We start from the raw sequence: 25,384 nt of genomic DNA, 5'->3' as shown, positions 1-25,384 counted from the left end.
CTGTTCAGTTTTGTCTCCCAAGCAGCGTCCGCAGCTTCGCCAGATCGGCAGATCTGGTCGAAAGGTCGCCGCGGTTGGCGGCAGCGCGGAGGTCGCGCAGCATCTCCAGCGATCGCATTAAGATCGGCAACGGCGGTCCGCTCGATGTCAGTCCTTCCAGGTCCCGCTCATCGAGCTCGCCTGCAGGACACTCGATGAAGCGCTTCACCAGCAGGTCATGGTGCTGCCGCGCCGTCCGCGCATACACATCGCATACCTCAAGAAACGAGCGGGCGTTCCGCTGAAACCAATCGGCCGCGGCATGATCATCAGCGACGGCGAGCAGCTCATCGAGCAAGCTGCGATAGCTCATGCACTCTCTGAGCCGTGTCTGCTCCTCCGGCCGCAGGAACAACATCTTGTCGAGGAGCAACTGGCCGTAGTGAGGGTCGCTGGCGCGACACAGTCCCAACAGCAAATCGATCTCATTGATGCCGGAAAAGTCCCCGGCATTGGCGCCTCGGTATTCCTGCCGGCCGATCCGATATGGCTTGTAGTAAGGCCGCACGCAAAAGAAGAACCGGTCAATGTCCATCTGCGCAAGCAACCGTTCATTGGCCTGCACCGCCTCAGCCAGGGCGTGCTTCGCGGTATCGAAGAGCACATCGTTCACGGGACTGGAGATCCCCAATGGAACGATCCGGATCAGCGCGTCCGCAGCTTTCTGAAAGGCAAGGATGCCCCGCGTGTTTTCGTCGATAAAAAGGGACTCGTCGGAAAGCGCCGTGAAGCTTTTTCGCGCGCCGGCGAACGCCATGTTGTGAGTCGTCAGATGCGCGGCAACGAACCGTGGCACCATCCCGATCGACGCGGCGACATGGATTGCCAGCGCGGACGCCTCCGGAAAGGGCGAGCGTTGCTCACGGGCCGGATTCGTCAGCTCATGCCGGCGCATGGCGCCAAGATACATTCCGACATTGCCGAGGAGGTCGAAAGCAGCGGCGAACCCATCACCGACTTTGACCTCTTGCAGCAGTCCGACGATATGAGCGTGCCCCTCGTCGCGAAGCTGTTGTTTGAGCTCGCGTCCTATGCCGCGCACCTGGGCACGATGAGGCTGCGCAAAATAGAGATTCTCGAGCGCGGTATTCTGTTCGACGAACGACGTCCGGATCCATCGGTCGAAGGCGTCCGCCCGCTCGCGCATTACTCCACCGCCTGCGGGTGACCGTCGATCCGGATGTGTGACACGGGCATGGGCGCTCGTTGGATAGAGGGGATCGCGACCGCGGGATGCGGTTCACGGGCGGGCAAAGTCTCGGGACCTCCGATCTGCGGAGTCAGTCAGCAAAAGCCGCAAATACCTTGATCAGAACTGATCATGCTCGCGAACGATTTGCCCGTTATCCCGTCGGGACTCTGTCAATCGCGCGTGCGTCGCGGAAATCGGCGCAATGTGCGAGCGGCGCGATGGCGCTGGCCGAGGGTCTTATGGAAAGGCCCTGGCGCAGCCGGATCGTCGCAATCAACGGCTTGGCGGCAATTCCCTCATGAGGGCTAGCGTCCCCGACACGTGCCGGCGTGCATCTCGAGAACAGCAGACTGAGGGGTCAAACAGAACATGGCGATCATGATCGCCGCGGCTCTGACGATGTCCGCCAGTTATCTCGTACTCCGCGCACGGCGAGCGAAACGGCAGGCACCGCTGCTCATTGCCGCCATCATGACGGCGTGCGCCGGCGTCGTCATCCTCGCGTTGTGCGTCGAACCGTCTGTCGCCTTGCTGATCGGGCTAATCACATTCGCCCTCCCCTGGCTGTTCATCTGGGTCAGCGATAAACACCTCCGGCGCATCGCATTCGATAGCTACGTCCGCCAGACTATTTCGGCCGACCATACCGGGTGGTTCGACGGATCCGGCATCGCTCTGGACAGCAAGAACCGGAAGCTGATCCTGGCCGGCACGGCCGGTCGAAAGGTCTATGGCTTCGACGATATCAGGGAATGGAAGTCGAGCTTTCTGTTCGGCGGGACGACGCAGCTTTACGGCAGTGCCGATGGTGACCCCCTCAGCGACCTCGAATGGGCGGCTTTGGATCTCACCGTTCGCGTCCACAGCAGCACGACAAGCAGCCTGTTTATTCGCGTGCGCGACCCAGAGCATCCAGAGTGGCAAATCCGCGGGATTACCGACAAGCAGACGATACGGTGGTTCGATCTGCTGCAGCTGCATGTCGCAAGCGAGCGTGAGCGGGCCTGAGCGCTCGCCGGCCGAGGTCAGGTCGGGAGCCAGCCCTTTGCTATTTCGGCTTGGTGACGCCGATGCCGCTCAGGTCGATCCGTATGCCAGCCTTGTTCGGATCGCCCGGTTCGCTCGGCGGCGGCGCCGCGGTGGCAGCTGGCGCCTTCTCATCGGCATCGCCGCGCTTGACCTGATCCTCGTTCGGCGGCGCCCGCTCGGGCGTCCTGTCGGGCTCGGGCGCGTCGAAGACATACTTTCCCTCGAAATAACCCGTGTTCCAGGCATCAAGCGCGTCGCCGAACGCCTGGTCCGCCGGCGTGCCATACCATTTGACGACGATGCGATAGACCTTGCCGAACAGCGCGGTGCCGATCTTGATGTTGGCGCAGGTGTCGACCAGGTCGGGCTTGAGCTCTGAGACGTCCGCGAGCCCGAGACCGGCTGGATATTGGGTCACCCCGACGCGAACCATCGCGTGGCCAACGTAGCGGCGAAGCAGCTCCATGGCTTCGTCCGGCGTCTTCGGCGGCGGCACCAGGACCACACGGTTGCCTGACCGGACCGTGACGGCAAGCGGGTCGGACACGCCGACCGCCTGGATGAACTTTTCGACGATCGCGGGCTTGAGACCCGGATCGGCGCAACGATGGATGGTTGCGGCGTCGATCATGCCAAATCTCCTTCAGGTGTTGAACGCGAGCACCAATGGCAGCCCGAACAGGCGCGCCCAGGCCTGCGAGCTGGCTTTCTGAATGGCGAGGATGCTGGTGCCGGCGGTCCACCAATCGTTGCCGATCGCGACGACGACATCGGGCTCATGAAGCATCGAGTGCAGGACGGGCCAGACGAGCAGCTGCTCGTAACAGATCAGCGGCGCCAGGCGCCGCCCGGCGGATTCGACCACGGGATTGCTAAAGACATTGGCCCTCACCCCGCCGCTCTGCCCTGCCCATGCCAGCCAGGGCTGCCACATCGAAACCGGTACGGGCATCCGTTCGATATAGAGCCGGCGGACGCGCGCGCCCGTGCTCTCCATCATGACGTTGTCGTAGCCCTCGCGGTCGACGAGGGCCGCGCCGGCGATCACCGTCATGTCGGTCCCCCGCAAGCCGGCCATCCAGAACGCGCTCATCGTCGGCGTCCACATCCCGGCCGCGCTCTCGGGAAGGACCGCGACACGCGTGCCGGAGGCCCGGACGCGTGCCAGCAGCGCGCCGGATTGATCGAGATCGGGCATCCGGCCGAGCGCACTGCCGAAGGTCGTATCGATCCCCACCCATCCTTCCGGCGGCCGCGGCGCCATCCAGTGCGTCGCCGACCAGGCCCAGAACGCGGCCGCGATGACCGCGGCGAACGGCCATCGGGGAGTCGCCATCGCCAGCAGGACGGCGACGGTCGCCGCAAGTCCCCACCACCACCACCCGGGAAACAGGATGCCGGCCGCGGTGATCGGCTGCGCCCATCCGACGATCCCGAATGGCGGCAGGCTCATCAGGACCGCGGCCAAGCCAAACCGGACCGCCCTCCCCGCTCCCGGCCGCCTTCGCCACAGCACCGTATGCACGACGACGAAGGCCATCGCGGCGCCGAGCCACAAGGCGATGCCGGTGCCAAAATCGCTGCCGTAAAAATTCGCGACGCCGAGCGGCAGGCCGCGCGAGGCCGCGAGGAAATAGGCAGCGCCGACCAGGCACGCAGCGAGCCGCGTCGGCGCGAACGCCCATAGCGCCGGGAAGGCACAGGCGAGCGGCAGGGTGAGCGGGTCTCCGCTCCAGGCCACCGTGCCGACGACAGCCGCCGCAGCGGTCAGCACCGTGGTGCGACCGGCGCTAGGGACGGAAAGTGAGGAGTGGCCGCGCGAGGCCGAGAACGCCCGCCGACGGGAGCGGGCCGAAATACCGGGAATCATAGGAACCTGCGAAGTCGGAGTGAAGAAAGAGGTCGCCAGCGGGAATGACACCGCCCGCGAAGGGCGAGAGAGAACGGCCGGCTGCGTCGGTCTGTCGTACGTCGGACGCGGGCAGCGTCCGGCCGTTGATCGAGACGCGTTCGCCGATCGAGACCGTTTCGCCCGCGACGCCGACGACGGTCTTGATCAAGGGGCTCAGACCGCCAGCGCATAGTCCGCGCCGGATGTAGCCGCGGGCGAAGGCGCGCTCGAAGACCGAATTGTCCGGCGGGCAGATGAAGACGAGATCGCCACGAGTCGGCTCTCGATCGAGCGGCTCAATACGCCACAGCCCGCGCGGATAACTTGGCGTCAGGTTCACGCGCAGCCCCCCGGCGAGGCCTGCACCGGCGATGGCCGCCATCAGCCCGGCGCCGATTGCCACGATCACGGCAGGAAGCGGTCTCATGGTCATTTCAGGGTCGGGCCCTGCCGTTGCGACTGGCGCTGCGCGTTGGTCTTGGTCTGGGACTGTTTGAGCGCTTCCGCCGTGCGCTCCTGCGCCGCAAGCTGTTGGGCGGTCCGCATCAGCGGCCAGGCATCCTTCAGCTGCTCGCGGCGCGCCGGATCCATGCCGGCCGCGGCCTTCTCATAACTTTCCCCCCTCGGCTCGCCGGCGGCGTTGGGCAGGAAGGCACGATCGCCGAAGCGCTCGGCGATCGCTTTGTTGAAGCCGTCGATCTCGGCCTTCACCATCCGGTCCTCAAGGGCGAACTCGAGCGCGCTCGGCAGGTCATTGCGATCGATCGCGTCGCGGATGCGCTCGAGGACGCGACGGGCATCGCGCGATAGCGCTGGGATCTCGATCGCAACGCGATATCGGATGGCGCGCTCCTCGGCTTCGTGTTTGTGTTCGGCCTCGGCGCGCAGCCGCAGATACCGCTCGATGTCCCGCTTGAGCGCCGGCACATTGGCCTCGGCGCGCTGGCGTTCCCGCTTGTCCGCTTTGCCCGCCATCAGGCCGGGCTTGCCACGCAGGGCTCCGAACGATTCAGGTTCTGCTGAGAGCCGGTCGAGCGTCGATGTCGCCGCGGCGCTGTCCTTCAGCATGGTGTCGAAATTTGCGGCTCGGAAGGCGCGCTCCGGATCGGCGAAGACGAGACGGAAGCGGCTGGAGACATCCTCCCACTGCTTCTTGATGGCGGGATCGGCGAGGATCTTGTCCTCGACGGTGTCGATCACGGATTTGGGGAATGTCGTGACGCCAGCGACCATGGGTTTCGCCTCCTTGGAATTGGTGTTGATGACGGGTTTGCGGCTGTCCACGAGACCGAGCTTTGCGCCGAGCGCGCGCAGCCGGAGCGCCGCATCGGCCAGGCGCTGCTTCTGCCGAACGGTCCAGCGCAGCCGGTCGTTCACCAGCGTGCGCGCGACCTTGACGATGTGCAGTCCCCGGTTTGCCGCGAAGCGCAGCGCATCGCGGTAATGGGCACCGCGCTCGTAATCGAGGGTGGTTTCCTTGGCCCGGCGCTGCGACAAGATCTGGATCAGGCCGCCCGCCTTCTGGAACGAACGGCGGCCGTAATAGAGCGCGACGTCGTCGCGATGGCGCGTCAGCGCGACATAGGTCAGGTGCTTGTCGAGCGACAGCGAGGCCAGCACCTTGACCCGGTCGACAGTGGCGCCCTGCGCCTTGTGAATCGTCGTCGCGTAGCCGTGGTCGATGTTGCGGTAGAAGCGTTGTTCGACCTCGACGCGCCGGCGGTCGGCGCCCTCGCCGATCAGGACATCGACGCGGCCGGGCGCGGCCTTCACGACCTTCCCGATCATGCCGTTCTTGACGCCGAGGGAGCCCTCATTGCGGAGGAAGACCACCTGGTCGCCGGCTGCGAAATGGCGGACGCCCTCCTCGGTGTGGAAGGTGACACCCGCATCGACGAGACCGCGCGCGACGAGCTTGGCGCGCGCCGTTTCGTTGAGCGTGCGGACGTCGCGGCGCAGATGCGCGAGGATCAAGGTCGAGGTCGCGGGGTCGTAGTCGCGATTCCAGTCGGCGATCAGATTGTCGATCGCCTGCGCCTTGAGATCGGAGCCAAGGACGCGGCCATGCTGTCGATAGGCGGACAGGGCCTGCGCGGTCCTGCCTCGCGCCAGGTCGAGCGAGGCGTCGCGCATCCATGGCGCGCGCTGTCGGTAGATGGTTTCCAGTTCGGCATAGCCGACCCGTTCGACGATCGCGCGGAACGCCGCACCCGCTTCGATCGGCTGAAGCTGTTCGGGATCGCCGACCAGCACGATCTTGGCGCCGGCCTTCGACACGGTTTCGACAAACAGCGCCATCTGCCGGGAAGCGACCATGCCGGCCTCGTCCAGCACGAAGATCGTCCGATCGTCGAGGCGATCGCGGTTGTTCTTCCAGCCCAGCTCCCAGGAGGCGAGCGTGCGTGACGGGATGCCGGCTTCCTTCGCCAACCCCTCGGCCGCCTTGCCCGCCAGCGCTGCGCCGACGACGCGGTAGCCGGCCGCCTGCCAGATCTCGCGTGCGGCCCGCATCATCGTCGTCTTGCCCGCGCCGGCGCGGCCGACGACCGTGGCCATTCTCTCTGCGGATGTCACATGCTCGATGGCGCTGCGCTGCTCAGCGGAGAGGTTCGCATGGCGCGCGAACGCGGCGGCGACGATCGCCGGCGCCACCGCAAACCGACCGCCGCCGGCGAGGTGGATGGCGCGCCGCGCCATCTCGGCCTCAATCCTGATCAGATCCCGCACCGTGTATCGCGCCGGCGCCCGCCCGCCGGTGGCGAAGTCGACGCTCTCCGCCTGCAGCCGAAGCACCTGCGGAAGCTGAAGGATGCGGTGCAGGAGCGTCTGGAACGTGCCGGGATCGTCGACGTAGCGATGCAGCACCTTGGCGATGTCACGCTCGTCGAAGACGCTCTTCTCGCGGGTGACGAGCTCGAGCACGATGTCCGGACGGCGCTGAATGCGGCCGGCGTTTATGCCGCGCCTCTGTTCGAACATCGCCAGCCGGTCGAGGGCCTGCGCCCTGCCCTGCCGCTTCGCCTTGCGATCGATGGCCTTGGTGGCAACACCGATATGGGTCGTCGGCACGAGATCGATGCCACGCTCCGCGTAGGAGCGGCCGTCGACACGGACCTCAAGCCCGGCCCGCGCGAGGTGATGGTTCTGCAGGTCGATCCATCGCGCGCGCTGCGCCAGGAACTCGTCCTTGTCGCCGGCCCAGAGCGCGTAGCGGATTTTGCCGGTCTTGCTGCGGACGGGCTGGCCATCCTTTCCGACCACGACGACCTTCTTTCCGCCGAAGCCCGTTTCGGTCAGCGGACGCAATGTCGTCATCAGATGAGCATGGGGATTGCCCGGCTCGTCGTGATAAACCCAGTCCGCGACCTGCCCGCGGGCGAGGATCTCCTGCGCCACGAACTGGCGCATCAGCGCGATGTTCTGCTCGCGCGTCAGCTCCACCGGCAGGGCGATGATCGCCTCGCGCGCGAACTGGGCGTCGGACCGCTTCTCGAACGCCTCGACCCTGTTCCAGAAGGACTCCGCCGCGCCCGACACCGATCGGTCGGCGATCAGCGTGCGGGCCCAGGCCGGCGCGTCCGGCGGCAGCAGGAATTCCTCATGCGCCATATTGCGCTTGTTGGAATAGTCGACGGTCCGCGCCTCGGCCTCGTGCTCCATGCGCGCGCAGTGCCGGTACGCCGCCGACAGCACGGCGCTGCGGCCGGTGCCGCGGCCGATGATCTGGACGGTGAAATGCGTGATGGCCACAGCCGGCGCGATCCCGAGGTGAACGAATATGAGGTTCGTCGGGATAGGCCCGCCCTTTCGGGGCGGAAGCAGAACGTCGCGTCAGCGACGTATAACTGCGCCCTTGGAGCCGCTCCTTCGGAACGGCGGGATGATCCTTGAAAGCGTCGGCTTCGCCGACCCCGTTAATTACCCGGGTCGCGCTCCGCGCTCCCCCGGGCTTTCGTGCCCTGCGCTTCGCGCCGAACACGACAGGAAAGGTCTTCCGGAATGAAAAAGCCGTCGCGACAGATCAGGGACGAAATCGCCAGGCTTCAGGAACAGTTGAAGCAGGCCGAAACGCGCGAAGCCGAACGGATCGGGCGGATCGCGCTGAAGGCCGGCCTCGGTGAGATGGAGATCGAGGAAGGCGCGTTGCTGACGGCCTTCGAGGAGATCGCGGCCCGGTTTCGCAAAGCCGGCGGCCGGGGCGGCAAGGCGGCCGCGACCGTCCCGTCTGGCGCGCCTGCGGGCGCGGCTGAGCCGGGCTGATCGCATGCGCCGGTCCAACGCCAGCGACGCCCGCAAGAAGGATACGCGGGAGAAAATCGAACTCGGCGGGCTGATCGCCAAGGCCGGGCTGCGCTACGAGAAGCGCGCCCTGTTGCTGGGCGTGCTGCTCGACGCCGCCGAGCGACTGCGCGGCAACGAAGCCGAGCGCGCGCGGCTCATGGCGATCGGGGTGAAGGCATTCGGCCATGACCGCGATGAGGATCGCGCCGGCCGCGGCGACGCAGGCCCCGATGGCACGACGGGCGATGCCGAGATCGCGCGTCCCGACCGCGATGATCACTTCTGATCATGCGATTTTCGCGCTCGCGGATACTGAACTTGGCCGAGTGAGCTGCTTCCTCTCAAAGCTGGATGAGCCATGTCCGACACCACCTCGCAGGCACCCTCCGCTTCCTACCGACTCCCCGCATTGGACAGCGAGTTTCTGCTCAGCCCGGCGATGCGCGGGGCGCGCTTCATGATCGAGTACGCCAAGGCTGAGGAGACCCTTCGGGCGCACCGCATCGTCTCGACGATCGTTGTGTTCGGTTCGCCTCGGGTGGCGCCCGGCGAGGCGCGCTACGAGGCGGCGAGAGCTTTCGCGAAGCTCGCCTCCGAACAGGGCGGCGCCTTGCATGCTCGCGGCGGATACCGGCACAACGTGATCGCTACAGGCGGCGGCCCGGGAATCATGGAGGCCGCGAACCGCGGCGCTTCGGAGAGCGGGGCACCGACCGTTGGCTTCAACATCACCGCCCCGCACGAGCACGTGCCGAACGCCTATGTGACGCATGAACTGACGTTCCTCTTCCACTACTTCGCGATGCGGAAGATGCATCTGGCGATGCGCGCCAAGGCGCTGGTGGTGTTTCCCGGCGGCTTCGGAACGCTCGACGAGCTGTTCGAGCTGCTGACCTTGCAGCAGACCGGGAAAATGCCGCCCTGCCCTGTCGTGCTTTACGACAAGGCCTATTGGACCAAGCTGATCAATTTCCAGCACCTGATCGACGAAGGCTACATTGCCGACAAGGACATGAACCTGTTCCGTCTTGTCGACACGCCGCAGGATGCCTGGGACGCCCTGCTCGCACTCGGCCTCCAGCCGCACACGCCGAAACAGACCCTTCCGGATCGTGTGCTGACCGAGACCAGTCGCATCAAGCGTCTGTTCGCCGTGACCGACGACCAGCATGCGCAGCTCGACGAGTCCTTTAAGGCCCTTGACGCTTTCGCTGATCGCGAGCGTTACGGGTCCTTCGTTCAGGCCCAGCATCTTTTCTATCGCGATCTCGATCCGCTCTATTCGGACGAGCGCCTCGGCGAGCTGATCCCTGGCCTCGCCAACAGCGCGCGCTTGCATTTGCTCGAAAGGGACCTGGCCGATCTCGGCCTCGCGCCGGCGATCGCTGAAGAAGATCGCGAATTCGACCGCCTCGTGGACGCCGATCTGCCGACGGCCATCGGATGGCTCTATGTCGCGGAGGGCGCCAAGCTCGGCGCGGCGCTTCTGCTGAGGCGAGCGGATGAGCTCGGGCTGTCGGAAGCCTTCGGCGCACGCCATCTCGCGGCCGCACCGGATGGCCGCTCTCTTCCCTGGAAGACATTCGCCGGCGCGGTCGACGCGCTGTCGCTGTCCGACGATGAAGACGCGCGCGCGATCGACGGGGCGCGTGCCGCCCTCGCGCGCTTCGATCGCCTTCTCAGCATGTTGATGGTGCAGTCGTGAGTGCGGCGTATCGGACCGCGGCTCGCCGAGTCCGCTGGCGCGCGACAGCACCGGGCCCGCAGTGCCTCTCCGCCTTTGCGTTCGCGTCGATCGGCCTGTCTCTGACAGGCTGCCACGCGACATGCCCACCTCGCCGACCCCGTTAATTACCCGGCTCGCGTTCCGGCTTGTTCCGTCCTTCCCTGTCGACCTTGTCGCACAACGGGAAGCTCCTCGGAATGAACAGGCATCGGTGCCGGACCGGCGATGACATCGCCAAGCTGCAACCTCGATGGCCGCAGTCTCGACCCAGCTCGGCCGCGCGAATCGGCCTGATCCGCGCTGAAGTCGCGCGGCCATGAAGGCCGGCAGGGTCGCGATGGCGGTTGCGCTGGTCGTGCTGATGGCCGGCGTTTGCCTCGCGGTCAGCGGTGTGGAGACCTGGTTGTCTCACTTCGGCGCAACGCCGCATGCGCGGCTCGTGCTGGGTCGGATCGGCATCGCCCTCCCCTATGTGATTGCCGCGACTGCGGGCGTGGTCTTGCTGCTTTCGCTGGCTGGTGCGCAGGCCGTGCGCGCCGCCGGTGCGGGCGTTGCATCCGGCGGCCTGATCGTCGTCGCGATCGCCATCGTCCGCGAGATTGTCCGCCTCCAGTCGATGGCCAATGCCCTGCCAGCCGGCGACCGCTTGCTCGCTTATGCTGACCCGTCGACCGCCATCGGCGCGACCTGCGCCGCAATGGTCGCGGTGTTCGGATTGCGCGTCGCGCTCAGGGGCAATGCAGCGTTCGCGCCGGCGGCGCCGCGGCGCATCCGCGGCCGCCGCGCCATCCATGGCGAGTCCGACTGGATGGCGATGGGCGCCGCCGCGCGGCTGTTCCCGGAGACCGGCGGTATCGTCGTCGGCGAACGCTATCGCGTCGATCGGGACGCAGGGGCCGAGCGCTCGTTTCGGGCTGACGAGCGGGAAACATGGGGGGCAGGCGGCAGCGCCCCGCTGCTCTGCTTCGATGCGTCGTTCGGCTCCTCACATGGCATCGTCTTCGCGGGCTCGGGCGGTTTCAAGACGACGTCGGTGACGGTGCCGACGGCGCTGAAATGGGGCGGCGGCCTTGTCGTGCTTGACCCGTCCAACGAGGTTGCGCCGATGGTGCTGGCCCATCGCCATGACGCGGGGCGCGAGGTCTTTGTGCTCGACGCGCGTGCCTCCGAGACCGGTTTCAACGTGCTCGACTGGATCGGCCAGCACGGGGCGACCAAGGAGGAAGATATCGCGGCGGTGGCCTCATGGATCATGACCGACACGCCGCGCCAGGGCTCGGCCCGCGATGATTTCTTTCGCGCATCGGCCTTGCAATTGCTGACGGCGCTGATCGCCGATGTCTGCCTGTCCGGTCATACGGACAAGACGGTTCAGCATCTGCGCCAGGTTCGGGCAAACCTGTCGGAGCCGGAGCCGAAACTGCGTCAGCGGCTGCAGGCGATCTACGACAATTCCGCCTCCGGTTTCGTGAAGGAGAATGTCGCGCCCTTCATCGCCATGACGCCGGAGACCTTCAGCGGTGTCTACGCCAACGCCGTGAAAGAAACCCATTGGCTGTCCTACGCCAATTACGCTGCGCTGGTGTCCGGATCGAGCTTCACGACGGCCGACCTTGCCGAAGGCCGGACCGACGTGTTCATCAATCTCGACCTGAAGACGCTGGAGAACCACCCCGGTCTCGCCAGGGTCATCATCGGCTCGCTGCTCAACGCCATCTACAACCGCGACGGCGCGGTACGCGGCCGGACCCTGTTCCTGCTCGATGAGGTGGCCCGGCTCGGCTATCTGCGCATTCTGGAGACCGCGCGCGACGCAGGTCGCAAATACGGCATCAGCCTGCTGATGCTCTACCAGTCGATCGGCCAGATGCGCGAAGCGTATGGCGGCCGGGATGCGACGAGCAAATGGTTCGAGAGCGCGTCCTGGATCTCGTTCTCGGCGGTCAACGATCCCGAGACGGCGGACTATATTTCGAAGCGCTGCGGCGACACGACCGTGGAGGTCGATCAGCTCAGCCGCTCGTCGCAAATGTCCGGTTCGTCGCGGACACGATCGAAGCAACTCACGCGCCGCCCGCTGATCCTGCCGCACGAAGTGCTGCGGATGAGAACCGATGAGCAGATCATCTTCACGGCCGGCAACCCGCCGTTGCGATGCGGCCGGGCCATCTGGTTCCGTCGCGCTGACATGAAGGCTTGCGCCACGCAGAGCCGGTTTCAAGCGGGAGGGAAATCGTGACCGCGGCGCGCAGTCTCCTGGTCAGCGCGCTGTTGGCGCTGGGCATCCTTGGCGCGCTGTGGATCGCGAACGATGATCGGTTCGGTCGGCCGGCGCTCCGTCCGCATCACGATCCATCGCGCACGATGACGGTGCCGCCGTCACGGCTGACCGACGCGTTGGGGGCGACGTTCACGCTCTGCGACGGACCGATCCGAACGAATTGCGTCGTCGACGGCGACACATTCTGGTTCAAGGGCGACAAGATCAGGATCGCCGATATCGACGCGCCGGAGATCTTCTCGCCGTCCTGCGACGACGAGCGCCATGCCGGCGAGGTGGCGCGCGACAGGCTGCTCGCTCTGCTGAGGGCCGGTGCGTTTTCGCTGCAGTCGGGATGGCGCGATGTCGACCGGTATGGTCGCAAGCTCCGCACCGTCACGCGCGATGACCGATCGCTCGGCGAACAGCTCGTCGAGGAAGGGCTCGCGCGCCGCTGGAACGAACCGCGGCGGGATTGGTGTGGGCATGATTGACGGCGCAGAGGGAAAGCGGTCGTGGCCAGCCTGATGAATGGCAATGGCTGGCCTTCGTGAACCTCTTGGAGCAAGAGCCCCTCGCCGCCGATCAGGCGGCGCGACGATGGACCTCGGCGGAAGAAAAAAGCGGCCCCGATCAGGGGCCGTGTCGTTATCCGGCGACGAGCCGGCATCGCCGAGGCGGCGCGAGCCTCCCTCAATGGGGAGGCTCGTCCGCCCAGGCGTCGAGCATCGCGTCGCGCTCGGCGATCGCTGCGGCCAGCTCGGCATCGATAACGCGACGCTCGTCGCGCTCGACGGCGTTCCGCAGCTCGGCGCGCAGCTCCTCGATATGCTGATCGATCGACATCGTCATGGTGGTCTCCGTCATGTTTGTGAAAGACGGCGACCACGGTCATGGCGGGGCGGAGGGGTCAGGGACCGCGAAGCGGCCGCGACGCGGCGGGTGGGGGAGCCGGATTTCTGGAGGCGGCCGCAGGGCGCCGGATGAAATTCGGGGGGACCGCCCGTCCTTGGCGCCTCCGCTCCGCCATGGCATCCTCGGACGAACTGAGCAGGCCTTTCACTACGGCCCGGTCCTGCGAGATGGATCGTCACCCGAATGGGCGGAGACCGCTTGCGGGCTCCGGGAGCGCCGCCCTGGCGGCGCGAGTAGAGCCGTCCCCCGAAGGGGGCTCGCCCAAGCCTTTACGTCCGATCGGAAGATAACAGCGGTGCGCGTCACCCGACCGAAGCCCGTCGCGTTTCAAGGCGTGACGCTATGCGGGCGGCCGAGCCTGCGGGTTTGGGTCTGGAAAATTGGCGCGAAGATAGTCCGTCGCCGCTTCCGCTGTCGGGAATGAGGCAAGTTCGAGCATCTGCTCGTCTGGCCGCTGCGGCTGCCGGACCACCGTCACCCGGCCGACGTCAAGACAGGTGCAGGGCTGTTCGCGGAACCGCAGCCACTCGGCCTGTTTCGCTTCGGCCAATGCACAGGCGGCATCGTAGTCATCGGCGATGCCGAGATGGGTCGAGCGGTCCCACGCGCCGCCATTCAGGCACCGGACCTCGATACGGCCATCCGGGCGGGTGAGTCCGAAAGGACGATCCCACCATTGATCGAGCTGCGCCTTGCTGCGCTCCTCGTTCGGCGTGGCGTCGAAGGCCTTGGGCAGTTTCGGGTCGAGGGGTATCCGGCTTGGCATGGCATCCTCTGATCGGGTGGAAAATGCCAGAAAACGGGACAAAATGGGAGCCAAATCTGGTGGGTTCTCAATCTGAACTCGGGCCCGAGAGGTGAGATAACCGCATGTTCTTTGGGCTTCGAGCGCCAGTGAAGACAAGATGCGTATCCGCGCATCAGTTGATGATGTCTCCCCGCTCATCGGAGCGCAGTTTGATCAGTCGTTCTCTCCACATCTGGAGTGCTTCCGGCGTCAATCTGGTCCACCGCGTGATTTCGCCGATGACCTTGATCGGCGCGCTGCTACGATACGACCGGGTGGGGTTGCCGGGAAATTTCTTGTCGGTCACGTTCGGATCATTCTCGAACGTCCCGGTCGGCTCGACGGCATAAACACGTGGAACGGCATCGCCCCCAGCGAGCTCCGCCGCGATTTCAGCGGCAAGTCCGGCGCCGTCCAAAATGGCCGTGAAGTAGATGTGGTTCATCACGACCTCGGGACGATAATTCGATCGATAGCCCGCGGTGAGGAAATCCCCCGCGCGCAAATGCGCGATTGTGCCGTGAAAGAACGGTCCCTCGTCCAGCGCGTCAGTCGTCATCTTGATCTTGTGGGTCCTGCTTGTGGTCAGCGAGCTGAGCGCCGCCAGGAACGGAGGGGTCGCAACCCGGAATTCGAACCGAGACATTACCCGAATTGGCCAGCCCCGGGGCCGAAATCAACCTCACGCTTCGCGGACCGCGCAACCGCGATCTCGGAGGATTTCGCGCAGCCGCAATGGCCTAATCGAGAAAACGAATCGATCGGCCCTGTTCGATTCAACAATCCAATTGGACAGCGATTCGGGAAGACGAAAGAATCGGCGCATGGCTCAGCCTTCGCCGGACCCGGTCCATCTTCGTCGTGTCGACGCGGCGCGCAACATGCGGCGCTTCTATCGGCTGTCCTTGCAGCCGACCCTGTTCGGCGGCGTCGCGGTGGTGCGCAACTGGGGCCGGATCGGCACCAACGGGCAGACCATGATGCAAACCTTCGATGACAGCATGAGCGCCGGCGAGGCGTTTGAGCGCCTTGCGCGGACAAAGCGCCGCCGGGGCTATGCCTCGCCGCCTGAAAGCGTTTGAACGTCCGGCAGAACACCCCATCGTTCGGCGGCCCCGACCGGCGCGGCGCGCCGTCCTGCGCGGCGCCGCCGCTGCTGAGCCTCTCGCGCTCGAAAAAAGAAGAAGGCCCCGCCTTGCGGCGGGGCCCTCTTCGGGAGCCTCAGTCCCGGTTCGGGCGGGACCAGATCATCTGGAGGCCTTCCTCGCCCTCGACCTCGATGAGGGTGGCGTAGATCGGAGCGGGGAAGCTCGGGTCGTCCAGCTTGACCGAGAGGTAGTCGCGTTCGGTGTCGCGGGCGACTTTCTGCCAGGCGGCTCCCAGCTCGACGTTGCCGGAGTAGATGCGGAAGTGCGGACCCTTGTCGGAGGGCGTCTCGACGCGGACGAACTTGGCCTTGACGTTGAGGTTGAGGGTCTTGATGGCGCCGGTGAAGCCGTTGTCCGTCGCGGTGAAGGTGCCGATGGTAGCCATTGTCTCATTCCTTTGGTTTTCTCGGGCCGCGCCCATCGCGACCTCGATGGCGGTCGTGAGACCGGAGGCGATCGACCCGCACCCGGAGGGCCGAAACGAAGTGGAGGGCGGCCGGCAGCGACTTTCTTGTCTCGCGAGGAATGGCGCGCAGCGCCAGGGGAAGAAAGTCGAGGACGGTCGTTGCGGGGACAAGATCGAGGGCCTGCGCAGCGGGACCGTCCTTCGGTCAGACCAGCCGTAATCGAGGACGCAGATGGGCTGCCCGTCGTGAAAACAGCTGGAATGAAGACAGGCGCTCGGCCCTCGCGTCGCACGGTCACCAGCACCGGCAATCAGACCCAATCCTCTCGACCAGGCCGCCTCAAGACCCGCGTCTCCCGCCCGCCAAGGGTCCCCGGTGAGCCAATGCGGCGAGACCGCGCTCACCCGCCGCCGCAAGTCGACATGCACCTGCCGACGGACCCCCGGCATGCGCCGACCCGCTTTCTCCGCTTGCGTTGACGCGGCCATCGTCGACGAGGCCGGCAGCCTCCACGGTCTGGCCCCAGCGCAGCACCGACCACGGCTCCGGGGTCTTCGGCGCAAGGCGGGCCTTCTTCGCTTGACGCGGCGGCGATGCGCATGGGGCGGCACCGCGAGCCGCGCGAGCGCATCGCTTCAGCCTCACACGCCGCACATGCCCTCGCATTCGTTCGGCCACAGATCGAGTTGGCCATGGTCGGCGGCCGTGGCCAGATCGGCCTCGTCCAGCGGCACGCAGGAGCGATGCAGGAAAACCTGGCCGCGGACACCGCGAATGCCGGAGCGCAGCGCACGGTCGGCATCGACAGCGTCGGCCCAGGCCTCGGGATCGTGGTCGCGCATGTCACGCCAGCGCGCGTTGTCGTGAAACGGACACCCGATGCACGCGCTCTTCGGCGGGATCGGATAGCCGTGCCGCCGCAGCCAGGCGAGGCAGTCGTGCCTGCTCATGCGCTGTTCGATCAGCGGGAAGCGTTTGACCTGCCAGGGCTCGAAGCTCGGCTTGGCCCGAACGATTTCGTCTGTCGAGATGCCGATCCATTGCTCGACGACGGCGCAGGCCGGCGAGCGCTTCTTGGTGAGGCCGGCAAGCGCGCGCACTTTTCGCCGGATTGGCACGATCTTGAACTCGGTCGTGCATTGCCGTCGGATCATGCCGATCGACACGGCCTCGGTCGTAGTGCGGCGCCGGCCGATTTCGATCAACGCGCCCTCGTCATCCTCGTCGAGCACCGCCACCTCGGCGCCGGCCGGCGTCACGGTGCGCGTGAACGCAGGGATCGAGGCCCATCGCCTGCCCTGCCCTGCTGCGACGAGCTGCTCGCGGATGTTTCCGGCGGAAACGACGTGAACCGGAAACGGCAGGACGTTGCCTGACATCAGCCAGGCAAGGTGCCGATAGACGGCGGCGGGTTCCCATCCGGTGTCGGCAAAGACGGCGCAATCGGGCATCGGCCCGATCTCTCCATGCGCGGCCAGCAAGGCCAGCGTGGTGGATTGCACGCCGGCGCCGAGACTGAGCACGCGCAGGCGGATCGGGGGGAGCGATGCGCTCTCCCCCGCGGCGACGGGAGCATGAAGCATCAGGCCGCCTCCCGCTCACCATCGCTCTGCGGCTGCAAGCCGTGCAGATAGGTCGCCGCCCGCTGCGCGTGTGCGGCGGCCGAGAAGATGGCCCGCTTGTCGTCAGCAAGGACTTTCAACCAGCTGGCCAGGTAAGCGGCGTGGTCCGGTCTCGGCTCGAGCTCCGGCACGATGCCGAGATCGGCACAGAGCAGCGCGGAGCCGATCTCGGCAACCAGTTCTTCCCTGGCGCGCTCGCTGCGATCCTTGGCATAGCGGCTGAGATCGCGGCCGACGCGGCGGGAATCCGCCGTCCAGTGGATGTGCTCGTGGCTCAGCACGGCGACGTAGGAGGCGGCGTCGCGAAAGCTTTCGAACGGCGGCATCTGGATGTGATCGGTCGACGGCGCGTAGAACGCCCGCGAACCGCCATGCCGGATCACGGACCCGGTATGAGCGAAGAAGCGATCGGCATGGGCGATCCGTTCGACCGGATCGATGACGGGTGCTGGCCGGCCGGCGAACTGCTCCGGCAGTCCGTCGATCTGCTCGACGTTGAACACGCTGTAGGTCTTGAGAAACGGGATATCCCGTTCGACCTCGCCGCCGTGTTCGTCGGTCTCGGTCTTGGTAAACCGGCTGGCATAGATGACGGTCGAGCCGGATTCGCCCTTGCGAACATGGCCGCCGAGCTCGCTTGCCTGCTTGAAGGTCATCCAGACCGGCGAGGTGTAGCCTCGCGCCATAGCCTCCGACCAGAGCAGCAAGACATTCATGCCGGAATACGGCTCGCCATTGTGGCGCAGCGGCCGGGTGATGCGCCCCGCGGCATGGCTGGCGCTCCACGGCTGTACCCAGGGTCGCACGCCCTTCTCGAGCTCGGCGACGATGCGGTCTGTGATCCGCGCATAGATGTCGGATCGATTGGCTTGCCTCTTCTCGCTCATGTCCTGAACCTCCGTTTCGGAGGCCGCGCCGATCGCGGCCCCTCACGGCGGTCCGTGGCCGGGGAATTCAGGGGGACGGCGCACCATCGGCCGAAACGAAGTGGAGGGCGGCGAAGCCGCTGCGCCGTTTCCCGGCCCCGGCAGGACCTGCCGGCCGGGAGGGGCCGCGATGGCCGGCCTTCGCTTCTTTCGTTCCTGCTTCGGTTCCTCTCCTGCGCGGGACGCGCGATCGCCGGCGCGCCTCAGCGATTCGCCGCAGCAAGCAAGTGATTCATTTCGATCGCCCGCGGGATCGGCAGAGCTGTTCGTCGTGCGAAACGCGCGAGCAAGAAGTAGCCTTCCGAAGCGGCATCGCGATTCGACGCTGCCCCTATTTCACCGGCGCGGGAGAGCGATGGCAGAAGCGGCACGACGGCTCGAATTCGCGGACATCGCACAACCTCGCACGTTGCCGCACAACATCGAGGCCGAGCAGGCGTTGCTCGGCGCGATCTTCATCAACAATGCCGCCTTCTTCCACGTGTGTGATTTTCTCAAGCCGGATCATTTCTTCGAACCGCTCCACGGCGTGCTCTACGAGATCGCCAGCGGTTTGATCAGCGCGAACAAGACGGTCACGCCGATCACGATGAAGACCTTCCTGCCCGCCGATCTCGACATCGTAGGCCTGTCGGCATCGCAATATCTCGCACGCCTCGCCGCGGAAGCCACCACGGTGATCAACGCGGCCGATTATGGCCGCACGATCTACGACCTCGCGCTGCGGCGCGAGCTCTGTCGCCGACGAGATGCGCAATGCAGCCTTCGATGCAGCGGTCGATAGCGAGCCGGCCCAACTGATCGAAATGGTCGAACAGCGTCTTTACGGTGTCGCCGAGACCGGCCGCTTCGGCGGCGGGTTCGAGACGTTCGATACGGCTCTCTCCTCTGCCATCGATCGCGCGGCTCAGGCCTATCGGAGCGACGGCAACCTGTCGGGCTTGCCGACAGGCTTGAACGACCTCGACGCGAAGATGGGCGGCCTGCAGCCATCGGATCTGATCGTGATCGCCGGCCGGCCGGCCATGGGAAAGACCTCGCTGGCGACCAACGTCGCCTTTCACGTGGCGCGGTCCTATCAGCCCGGCGTGACGGCCGACGGCGCGCGCAAGGCCGCGGCCGGCGGGATCGTCGCGTTCTTCTCGCTCGAGATGTCGTCGGAGCAGCTTGCGACCCGCGTCATGGCGGAGCAGGCCGAAGTGCCGTCATCGCATATTCGCCGCGGCGCGATCGATGAACGCGACTTCGACCGGCTGGTCGATCGGCGCAACGCGATGCGCCGCATTCCGCTCTATGTCGACCAGACCGGTGGTTTGACGGTCGGCCAGCTTGCGGCGCGCGCCCGGCGCCTGAAGCGGCAGCGCGGGCTCGATCTGATCGTGATCGACTATCTTCAGTTGATGCAAGGACGCATGGTTCGCGCGACGCAGAGCCGCGTCCACGAGATCACCGAGATCACGACGGGTCTGAAGGCCCTCGCCGAGGAGCTCAACGTTCCCATCATCGCTCTCTCGCAGCTCTCCCGCGGGGTCGAGAACCGTGAGGAAAAGCGGCCGCAACTATCGGACCTGCGGGAATCGGGCTCGATCGAGCAGGACGCGGATGTCGTGCTGTTCGTGTTTCGCGAACAATACTATCTGGAGAACCGGGAGCCGAGGCCGGGCACTGCAGAGCACGAGAAGTGGCAGGCGGATCTCGCTGCCGCGCATGGCAAGGCCGAAATCATCATCGGCAAGCAGCGTCATGGCCCGACAGGCACCGTGATGCTCTCGTTCCAGGGCGAGTTCACGCGCCTCGCTGACCTGGCTGGCGATCGCGGCTGACAGGTGCGCAAGCGCGCACGCATCAAGGGCCGCTCGTCAACGGCCGGTGAGCGAAGCGCGTGAGTTGAAGGGCGAGGCTGAAGCCTCGCCCGGGCGGCTCAACCGAAAGCCGCCATCTGAGCCTGGGCCGCCTTGCGGTCGACGGCCTGACCGACGTTGTCGGCCGGACGCTCGAACGGCTTCCAGCGCTCGCCGACGACCTGCTCGTAGGCTGCGACGGCACCCTCGGCCGCCATGCGGAGCGCGTGTGACTGGAGCGCCATGTCGGCTGCGAATTCCCGCTTGCGCTGCGCGGCGCTGTCGAAGCCGACCGGCCCGTCGAGGTCCTCGTCGCGCGCGTCGTTGGCGGTCTTGGCGGTGGCGTCGCGGGCTTCGGTCACCGCGCGGGAGTAGAACTGGCCGGCGCCGTAGGCCGAACCGACATAGGCGCCGACGATCCGCTGTAGGTGGATCTGCATCGCCCGTTCCCCGAGCCCCTCGCTCAGGCCGTCGGCCGTCTCGACGATCAGGCGCTGGTGGAGATCACGGATGCCGTCGCCATCGAGGACTGGAAGGCCGAAACTTTCGGAGATGAGGAGTGCCTGACCGGCGTCCGGACAGCAAAGCCTGACGGTTTCGAGGGTGGCGCCCTTGCGGAGCTGGACGACCTTGGCGGGTTGGCGCGGTGAGCGGATGGACTTGGGCATCGGAATGTCCTTTCGATCGGTTTCCCTGAAGGCCCGGATCGGCGCCTGCCGATCCTCCCTTCGGGTGCGGTCGACAAAAACCGGCGGAAAGACGGGCGCTTCAGGGTCCGGGGACGCTGGATCGAGCGGAGCGGGTTTGCGCGCAAGCAGGGCTTCAGCCCTGCCGCCGTGCGCGGGCCCGCTCTGCCGAGATCGGCGGCTCCGGCCGCAACGCGGCGCGAAGCGGCCTTGAAGCGAGCGGCCGCCGGTTTAAGAGCGCAACAAACCCGAGGGGAGGTTCGGCGAACCGATGAAGCCGAGACCGATCGGCAAGGGATTTCCATGGCAGGCCGGCCCCGCTCCGCCAACCTCGCCGGAGGGCGCCGCCGCGGACACACCGCGTCAGCTTTGGTGCAGCGGTTCAAACCCTCCGCTCGTCATTCGGCTTGCGCTCGCGGCCTGTTGGCACGCTGGAGGGACCCTCCACCATCGACGTCGAGGGCCGACCCGCACGATCGGCGCGAGCGGGACCATGATCCCGCTCGGTCGGCGTTGCCAGGGCCGGCGTGAACCTGCCCGCGCTTGGCGAGGTGGTCCTGCAGATCGCCACGCGATGGCGAACCGGCACGCGGTCCGAGTGGCCGCGCCACCCGGGCCTCGCCGCCTAGCCTCGTGTCAGCCGCATTGCAAGTATCCGTCGACCCAGTAGGCGGCGTAGCAGCGTCGTCGCGTTGATCACGCTGTCGTCGCCGATCGCCGTGAAGCCGCCGTCATGGCCGCTATCGGCGCCGGTCGTGATCGTGATGTTGTGCGGGTCGAGCAGCAGCGTGCCCATGCGGCCGGAGGGCCTCGCCGCGTGCGGGCCTAAAAGCCACCACATATCCAATAATGGCCGTCCCAATATGCGGCATAGCCGTTACACACGTCCTCCGCGAGCGCGGACGCGCTGGTGACGATTATGCCAGCACCAACTGCGACAAGCATGAGGGCAGCCAGAATGGCGCCACGGATGCGGAAAGAACGGGAAGTATTGTTGAGACGAGACATGGCACACCTACAAAGTTTAAACCGAGCGCGTATTGCGCACGGGCCCCAGCGCTTTAGGCACCAGGGCGAGCGTTCGCCTTACTTGTTTGGCGAATATCCGTCATCCGATATCCAGATGCACTGTCCCCGGGAGTCGCAGAGCCAGTGCCCATCCCATCCATCGGCGCGAGCGACGGAGACGCTCAGGCCGATGGTGGCGAGCATGGACGCGGCAAGGATCGCCTTGCGAATGACGCCACGGATGCGGAACGAACGGGACGTATTGCTGAAACGAAACATCGTACACCTCCGAACTTTAAAGCAAGCGCAAGATCGGCGCGCTTCCAATTCAACCAGCTTGGGCGGCGGCACCGATGATCAGAACTGCCTACGAGCGAGAGTGAGTTTGCTTGAGGTTAAGCCGGGGTTGCGCAACGCCATAAAATTCGCCTCACTGTCCCGGCTTGATTGAAATGCGCTCGCCCTGCCGCAATCTTGGTGACCGATTCAAATATATAGGGGCATCGACTCACGACGACCATCGCAGCGGTAAAGGCTGCAAGGACAGTCACGGTGGACGCCGGGTTGCAGAGACGGGCTTGCCGACTGATGATGAGCGAATGAGAGAGGCCCGAGGACGACTCCTCGGGCCTCAGAGTCTTGCGACATGCATCAAGGCCAGAAATCGATGACGCATGAGAAGCAGACCGCGCCGGCGCTCGATGTGGTGAGGCCGAGGGTCGCTAACACAGCCGCTGCCAAGACGGCTGTGCGAATGCGAGACGTCATGCGGGTATGCATGGAACACCTCCAAGTCGAAGCGGGTGTATGATCCCGCTCCGTCCGAACGTTACGCTTCCAAGCGGCTGCGCCAATGATCAGAACTGACCATGGCTGGTGCTGACGGTGTTTGGGGTTAAGTGTCCGTTGCAGCTAACTGTAAAACAGAGCGCAGGTCCTTTTTGATCATGCAGCCGTCGCCGAAGCGGCAGGACCTTTCCTGGTGGGAATGCGACTCATTTCGCAATCCGCGTGCCCAAAGTTCTGGATGTTGATCCATCTCACCGCGCAACCGTTCTCCGCTGTGGGAGATGCAAGGTGTTCTGACCGGGGCCGCGCGGCTGATGAGACGCCGCGGGACGCTCCTCGGGATCACGGGCGAGCCTGGATTGCAGCTGGACCAGATCGGTAAAGACGTCCGCCTGGCGGCGCAATTCGTCCGCGATCATCGGCGGCTGGCTCGAGAGCGTAGACACGACCGTCACGCGAACACCACGGCGTTGAACGGCTTCGACCAGCGGCCGAAAGTCTCCATCCCCGGAGAACAGCACCATCTCGTCGATGTGCTGGGCGAGCTCCATGGCATCGACCGCGAGTTCGATGTCCATGTTACCCTTCACCTTGCGGCGTCCGCTGGCATCGACGAATTCCTTCGACGACTTGGTGACAACGGTATAGCCGTTATAATCGAGCCAGTCGACGAGCGGCCGGATCGAGGAATATTCCTGGTCCTCGATGATCGCCGTATAATAGAAGGCGCGAATGAGAGTGCCGCGGCCCTGAAATTCACCGAGCAGGCGCTTGTAATCGATGTGGAGACCAAGACTTTTTGCCGTGGCGTGAAGGTTCGGACCGTCGATAAACAGCGCGATATTGGGCATGGCAGAGAGCAACCGTAGCTGCGAATAAAATAGGCGCGTTTCCACGCGGCGGCTAAAGCTAGCCCGCCAACTAAGCTAACCCCATGATCACAATTGATCATGCCCGACGCTGATGGCTTTTAGAGCTAAAGCCTCAGCTCCGGCAAACCCCTGGCGCGCGAGGATGGTGAGTCGCGATTTTGAAGCCGCATTTCGGTAACACGACAATGCAAACTGAGATGCCGGCAATCTGATCGCTCAAGGCTGCAATCTCGATCGCGTATCGATTGCGATGGAGATCCTGCCGTCCAAGGCAGCTGCCGCTCCGTCATGCTGGTTCGTACAGAGGAAGGTCTGCGACTGGCGCGGCTCTTCCCGGGCAAGCCCATCTAGCGCTTGAACGAAGCCTTTCGGGGGGAAGGCCAATGCATCTTCATGACCGGCGCCGTCTTGGAACGTGACGCGGGAAGGCTCCGCGCGGGCGCGCAGTCCCTTCAGCATCTCATCGGACACGCCCGCATCCGCGAGGCATCCCCGGGGCAAGCAACGACGCCAGGCGAGATCGAGGGTGACGGCATCAGACGGTGGGTCGTGGCCCGGCTCGACGCCAAGCCAGCGTGCCGGCGCGGCCAGCGTCACGTTGGACGGCATGAGAATTGTCATCAGCAGCGGCTCGCCGCGGGCTGGGCGCCCGTGGAACGGGTGTGATCTGAGCCCGGCACGGTCGACCGAAGCAGCTCAGTTCTTCAGAAGCGCCCTGATCCTGTCGAGGCCGGTGGCGAAGCCGTTCAGCGAGACCGTAAGCGGAAAGTCCCGCTGGTTGTCGGCGGTCTTGGCTGCGACCTTGAGCGCCTTGCCGCTGCGCAGGGCCGTCACCGTGGCGGCGTCGAACACGATATTGATCACGCATCCGCCCGGCACGCAGGTGTTGAAGGCCAGCGGCGCCAGCGGCTTCTGCTCGTCGATCTGAAGCGTCGCGCCAGCGCTGAGCAGAAGCCCGAACGGCAGAACCATAGTGCCGGTTACGGTGTTGTCCGGGCGCGGCTGCAATTCGACGGCGACGACGCGCTGCCCGTTCTGTTGCGCCTGCTGCTGCGCGAGAACACAGACCTTCGTCGTCTCCGCAACCCGGCAGGCGACACGCCAGTCCTGGAACGCCTCCTGGAGAGAAGATGCTCCGCCCGGAAGGGTGGGTGCTGTCTGGGCCAGCGCGGAGGCCGGAGCCAGAGCGCCGGCGAGAAGCAGAGCCGGAACGATCCAGCGACGGAGACCTTCAAAAACGACGTTCTTCATTTCTAGAACTTCACCGAGAGTTTGGCATTGAAGCCGTTGCGGTTGGCGCCGTCGGAGAACTGGCCCTGGTAGCCGATGCCGAAGGTCGCGGTGGGGGAGAGGTTGAGGTCGAGGCCGGCGTCGAAGACGGCGGCATCCTTGGCGATCGGCACCCCGGCGATGGTGAAGGCGTCGGAGCCGGCGAAGGACAGCGTCGAGAGCGGCGTGGTGTCGCCGAAGGCATGCCGCCAGCCGATCGTGCCGCGCAGCGTGCCGGTGATGCCGCCGAGGCCGAAGGGAAGCGAGCCGCGCAGCCCGAGCGTGGTGAAGGTGGTGTCGGTGCTCATGCCGGAGGCGCTGAGTGCCGCCGCACCGCCCTGCTCGGTGAAGCCGTCGGTGTGCAGGCTGACATAAGCGAGGTTGGCGAAGGGCTCGAAGGCGATCGCCGGCGTGTCGATGCGGTAGCCGAGCTCGCCGAAGGCCTGCAACAGGCCGGCATTGTACTTGCCGGTGAGGCGGTCGCCGAACCCAGGGATCGAGACCGAGCGGCTGGTGTCGATGTCGTTCCAGCTATAGGCGAGGCCGGAGCGGAAGCCGAGCGCGCCCCACTGCCTGCCGCCATAGAGGCCGACGTGATAGCTCTCGCTCGATCCGGACGAGGCGCGGTCGCCGACGCTGAAGCTGGTGGCGCTGTAGCCGGCCAGCGCACCGAGACGCCAGTCGCCGACCGGCGCG

General features: G+C 65.7%; 24 protein-coding genes and 2 pseudogenes. 8 read left to right on the top strand and 18 right to left on the bottom strand.

The window, feature by feature from the left end:
* Positions 1 to 4 precede the first annotated feature (4 nt).
* Positions 5 to 1,186, bottom strand: a complete 1,182-nt coding sequence (locus tag QM712_RS16435) for a PrnB family protein (protein ID WP_415024163.1) — start codon at positions 1,184 to 1,186, stop codon at positions 5 to 7.
* 414 nt (positions 1,187 to 1,600) lie between these two features.
* Between QM712_RS16435 and QM712_RS16430 the strand changes: the two genes are divergently transcribed.
* Entirely contained in the window at positions 1,601 to 2,239 is a 639-nt protein-coding gene (locus QM712_RS16430) for a DUF4755 domain-containing protein (protein ID WP_415024162.1), read from the top strand.
* A gap of 40 nt (positions 2,240 to 2,279) precedes the next feature.
* Here the strand turns inward: QM712_RS16430 and QM712_RS16425 are convergent, their stop codons facing one another.
* From QM712_RS16425 to traA, 4 genes are read right to left on the bottom strand one after another with little or no spacing between them, the layout of a single operon-like run.
* Positions 2,280 to 2,891, bottom strand: coding sequence for a TraH family protein (locus QM712_RS16425; protein WP_415024161.1), 612 nt, complete (start codon positions 2,889 to 2,891; stop codon positions 2,280 to 2,282).
* Between the two features lie 12 nt (positions 2,892 to 2,903).
* A complete protein-coding gene (locus QM712_RS16420) occupies positions 2,904 to 4,031 on the bottom strand; it encodes a conjugal transfer protein TraB (protein WP_415024233.1) in 1,128 nt (375 codons plus the stop codon).
* A gap of 19 nt (positions 4,032 to 4,050) precedes the next feature.
* Positions 4,051 to 4,533, bottom strand: a complete 483-nt coding sequence (gene traF, locus QM712_RS16415; RefSeq protein WP_415024160.1) for a conjugative transfer signal peptidase TraF — start codon at positions 4,531 to 4,533, stop codon at positions 4,051 to 4,053.
* A gap of 47 nt (positions 4,534 to 4,580) precedes the next feature.
* Positions 4,581 to 7,901: a Ti-type conjugative transfer relaxase TraA gene (traA, locus tag QM712_RS16410; protein WP_415024159.1), complete on the bottom strand. Its 3,321-nt coding sequence runs from the start codon at positions 7,899 to 7,901 to the stop codon at positions 4,581 to 4,583.
* Between the two features lie 249 nt (positions 7,902 to 8,150).
* On the opposite strand from traA, the gene traC reads away from it, so the two are divergent.
* From traC to QM712_RS16385, 5 genes and pseudogenes are all read left to right on the top strand, one after another.
* Positions 8,151 to 8,411 carry a conjugal transfer protein TraC gene (traC, locus tag QM712_RS16405; protein WP_415024158.1) on the top strand — a complete coding sequence of 87 codons (261 nt, stop codon included), beginning with the start codon at positions 8,151 to 8,153 and terminating at the stop codon, positions 8,409 to 8,411.
* Positions 8,412 to 8,415: 4 nt separating this feature from the next.
* Positions 8,416 to 8,622: pseudogene (gene traD / locus QM712_RS16400) on the top strand (type IV conjugative transfer system coupling protein TraD); the annotation flags it as partial.
* Between the two features lie 168 nt (positions 8,623 to 8,790).
* Complete coding sequence (locus tag QM712_RS16395) at positions 8,791 to 10,137, top strand: TIGR00730 family Rossman fold protein (protein WP_415024157.1); 1,347 nt, start codon at positions 8,791 to 8,793, stop codon at positions 10,135 to 10,137.
* A gap of 337 nt (positions 10,138 to 10,474) precedes the next feature.
* Positions 10,475 to 12,397, top strand: coding sequence for a Ti-type conjugative transfer system protein TraG (gene traG / locus QM712_RS16390; protein WP_415024156.1), 1,923 nt, complete (start codon positions 10,475 to 10,477; stop codon positions 12,395 to 12,397).
* Entirely contained in the window at positions 12,394 to 12,912 is a 519-nt protein-coding gene (locus QM712_RS16385) for a thermonuclease family protein (protein WP_415024155.1), read from the top strand. The genes traG and QM712_RS16385 overlap by 4 nt, the downstream gene beginning before the upstream one ends.
* 199 nt (positions 12,913 to 13,111) lie before the next feature.
* Here QM712_RS16385 and QM712_RS16380 read toward each other — a convergent pair whose 3' ends face one another.
* From QM712_RS16380 to arr, 3 genes are all read right to left on the bottom strand, one after another.
* Entirely contained in the window at positions 13,112 to 13,270 is a 159-nt protein-coding gene (locus tag QM712_RS16380; protein WP_415024154.1) for a hypothetical protein, read from the bottom strand.
* A 403-nt stretch (positions 13,271 to 13,673) separates the two neighbouring features.
* Positions 13,674 to 14,237 carry a hypothetical protein gene (locus QM712_RS16375; protein WP_415024153.1) on the bottom strand — a complete coding sequence of 188 codons (564 nt, stop codon included), beginning with the start codon at positions 14,235 to 14,237 and terminating at the stop codon, positions 13,674 to 13,676.
* Between the two features lie 16 nt (positions 14,238 to 14,253).
* Entirely contained in the window at positions 14,254 to 14,679 is a 426-nt protein-coding gene (gene arr / locus QM712_RS16370; protein ID WP_415024152.1) for an NAD(+)--rifampin ADP-ribosyltransferase, read from the bottom strand.
* Between the two features lie 265 nt (positions 14,680 to 14,944).
* Here arr and QM712_RS16365 point away from each other — a divergent pair, with 265 nt between their 5' ends.
* Positions 14,945 to 15,202: a WGR domain-containing protein gene (locus QM712_RS16365; protein WP_415024232.1), complete on the top strand. Its 258-nt coding sequence runs from the start codon at positions 14,945 to 14,947 to the stop codon at positions 15,200 to 15,202.
* 139 nt (positions 15,203 to 15,341) lie between these two features.
* Here the strand turns inward: QM712_RS16365 and QM712_RS16360 are convergent, their stop codons facing one another.
* From QM712_RS16360 to QM712_RS16350, 3 genes are all read right to left on the bottom strand, one after another.
* On the bottom strand, positions 15,342 to 15,653 hold the full coding sequence (locus QM712_RS16360; RefSeq protein ID WP_415024151.1) for a DUF736 domain-containing protein: 312 nt from the start codon (positions 15,651 to 15,653) through the stop codon (positions 15,342 to 15,344).
* 663 nt (positions 15,654 to 16,316) lie between these two features.
* A complete protein-coding gene (locus QM712_RS16355) occupies positions 16,317 to 17,258 on the bottom strand; it encodes a hypothetical protein (RefSeq protein ID WP_415024150.1) in 942 nt (313 codons plus the stop codon).
* Positions 17,258 to 18,184, bottom strand: coding sequence for an ArdC family protein (locus QM712_RS16350; RefSeq protein ID WP_415024149.1), 927 nt, complete (start codon positions 18,182 to 18,184; stop codon positions 17,258 to 17,260). Before QM712_RS16350 ends, QM712_RS16355 begins: the two co-directional genes overlap by 1 nt.
* A 394-nt stretch (positions 18,185 to 18,578) precedes the next feature.
* Between QM712_RS16350 and QM712_RS16345 the strand changes: the two are divergent.
* Positions 18,579 to 20,046: pseudogene (locus QM712_RS16345) on the top strand (replicative DNA helicase).
* Positions 20,047 to 20,144: 98 nt separating this feature from the next.
* On the opposite strand, the gene QM712_RS16340 reads toward QM712_RS16345, so the two are convergent.
* The 7 genes from QM712_RS16340 to QM712_RS16310 form a co-directional block, all read right to left on the bottom strand.
* Positions 20,145 to 20,732 (bottom strand): hypothetical protein, encoded by a 588-nt coding sequence (locus QM712_RS16340; RefSeq protein ID WP_415024148.1) that lies wholly within the window; start codon positions 20,730 to 20,732, stop codon positions 20,145 to 20,147.
* 643 nt (positions 20,733 to 21,375) lie between these two features.
* Positions 21,376 to 21,546: a hypothetical protein gene (locus QM712_RS16335; protein ID WP_415024147.1), complete on the bottom strand. Its 171-nt coding sequence runs from the start codon at positions 21,544 to 21,546 to the stop codon at positions 21,376 to 21,378.
* Positions 21,547 to 21,836: 290 nt separating this feature from the next.
* Positions 21,837 to 22,037, bottom strand: coding sequence for a hypothetical protein (locus QM712_RS16330; RefSeq protein ID WP_415024146.1), 201 nt, complete (start codon positions 22,035 to 22,037; stop codon positions 21,837 to 21,839).
* A 761-nt stretch (positions 22,038 to 22,798) separates the two neighbouring features.
* On the bottom strand, positions 22,799 to 23,398 hold the full coding sequence (locus QM712_RS16325) for an NYN domain-containing protein (protein ID WP_415024231.1): 600 nt from the start codon (positions 23,396 to 23,398) through the stop codon (positions 22,799 to 22,801).
* Positions 23,399 to 23,635: 237 nt separating this feature from the next.
* Positions 23,636 to 24,040 carry an invasion associated locus B family protein gene (locus tag QM712_RS16320; protein ID WP_415024145.1) on the bottom strand — a complete coding sequence of 135 codons (405 nt, stop codon included), beginning with the start codon at positions 24,038 to 24,040 and terminating at the stop codon, positions 23,636 to 23,638.
* 75 nt (positions 24,041 to 24,115) lie between these two features.
* The gene (locus QM712_RS16315; RefSeq protein WP_415024144.1) at positions 24,116 to 24,670 is read right to left on the bottom strand and encodes an invasion associated locus B family protein; all 555 of its coding nucleotides are present in this window, start codon (positions 24,668 to 24,670) and stop codon (positions 24,116 to 24,118) included.
* Positions 24,671 to 24,672: 2 nt separating this feature from the next.
* Positions 24,673 to 25,384: autotransporter outer membrane beta-barrel domain-containing protein (locus QM712_RS16310; RefSeq protein WP_415024143.1), on the bottom strand; the 712-nt coding region annotated here is incomplete at its 5' end.

Source organism: Bradyrhizobium sp., from assembly GCF_047605465.1.
In the GTDB taxonomy this organism is placed as follows: Bacteria; Pseudomonadota; Alphaproteobacteria; order Rhizobiales; family Xanthobacteraceae; genus Bradyrhizobium.
This window is presented reverse-complemented; position numbering and strand designations above follow the sequence as displayed.

Coding starts and splice junctions, on each gene's coding strand:
- QM712_RS16325 (WP_415024231.1), bottom strand. CDS start 23,398: ATGCCCAATATCGCGCTGTTTATCGACGGTCCGAACCTTCACGCCACG.
- QM712_RS16350 (WP_415024149.1), bottom strand. CDS start 18,184: ATGAGCGAGAAGAGGCAAGCCAATCGATCCGACATCTATGCGCGGATC.
- QM712_RS16365 (WP_415024232.1), top strand. CDS start 14,945: ATGGCTCAGCCTTCGCCGGACCCGGTCCATCTTCGTCGTGTCGACGCG.
- QM712_RS16425 (WP_415024161.1), bottom strand. CDS start 2,891: ATGATCGACGCCGCAACCATCCATCGTTGCGCCGATCCGGGTCTCAAG.
- QM712_RS16315 (WP_415024144.1), bottom strand. CDS start 24,670: ATGAAGAACGTCGTTTTTGAAGGTCTCCGTCGCTGGATCGTTCCGGCT.
- traG (WP_415024156.1), top strand. CDS start 10,475: ATGAAGGCCGGCAGGGTCGCGATGGCGGTTGCGCTGGTCGTGCTGATG.
- arr (WP_415024152.1), bottom strand. CDS start 14,679: ATGACGACTGACGCGCTGGACGAGGGACCGTTCTTTCACGGCACAATC.
- QM712_RS16435 (WP_415024163.1), bottom strand. CDS start 1,186: ATGCGCGAGCGGGCGGACGCCTTCGACCGATGGATCCGGACGTCGTTC.
- QM712_RS16395 (WP_415024157.1), top strand. CDS start 8,791: ATGTCCGACACCACCTCGCAGGCACCCTCCGCTTCCTACCGACTCCCC.
- QM712_RS16430 (WP_415024162.1), top strand. CDS start 1,601: ATGGCGATCATGATCGCCGCGGCTCTGACGATGTCCGCCAGTTATCTC.
- QM712_RS16355 (WP_415024150.1), bottom strand. CDS start 17,258: ATGCTTCATGCTCCCGTCGCCGCGGGGGAGAGCGCATCGCTCCCCCCG.
- QM712_RS16320 (WP_415024145.1), bottom strand. CDS start 24,040: ATGACAATTCTCATGCCGTCCAACGTGACGCTGGCCGCGCCGGCACGC.
- QM712_RS16330 (WP_415024146.1), bottom strand. CDS start 22,037: ATGTTTCGTTTCAGCAATACGTCCCGTTCGTTCCGCATCCGTGGCGTC.
- QM712_RS16335 (WP_415024147.1), bottom strand. CDS start 21,546: ATGGGCACGCTGCTGCTCGACCCGCACAACATCACGATCACGACCGGC.
- QM712_RS16380 (WP_415024154.1), bottom strand. CDS start 13,270: ATGACGATGTCGATCGATCAGCATATCGAGGAGCTGCGCGCCGAGCTG.
- QM712_RS16360 (WP_415024151.1), bottom strand. CDS start 15,653: ATGGCTACCATCGGCACCTTCACCGCGACGGACAACGGCTTCACCGGC.
- QM712_RS16340 (WP_415024148.1), bottom strand. CDS start 20,732: ATGCCCAAGTCCATCCGCTCACCGCGCCAACCCGCCAAGGTCGTCCAG.
- traF (WP_415024160.1), bottom strand. CDS start 4,533: ATGGCGGCCATCGCCGGTGCAGGCCTCGCCGGGGGGCTGCGCGTGAAC.
- traC (WP_415024158.1), top strand. CDS start 8,151: ATGAAAAAGCCGTCGCGACAGATCAGGGACGAAATCGCCAGGCTTCAG.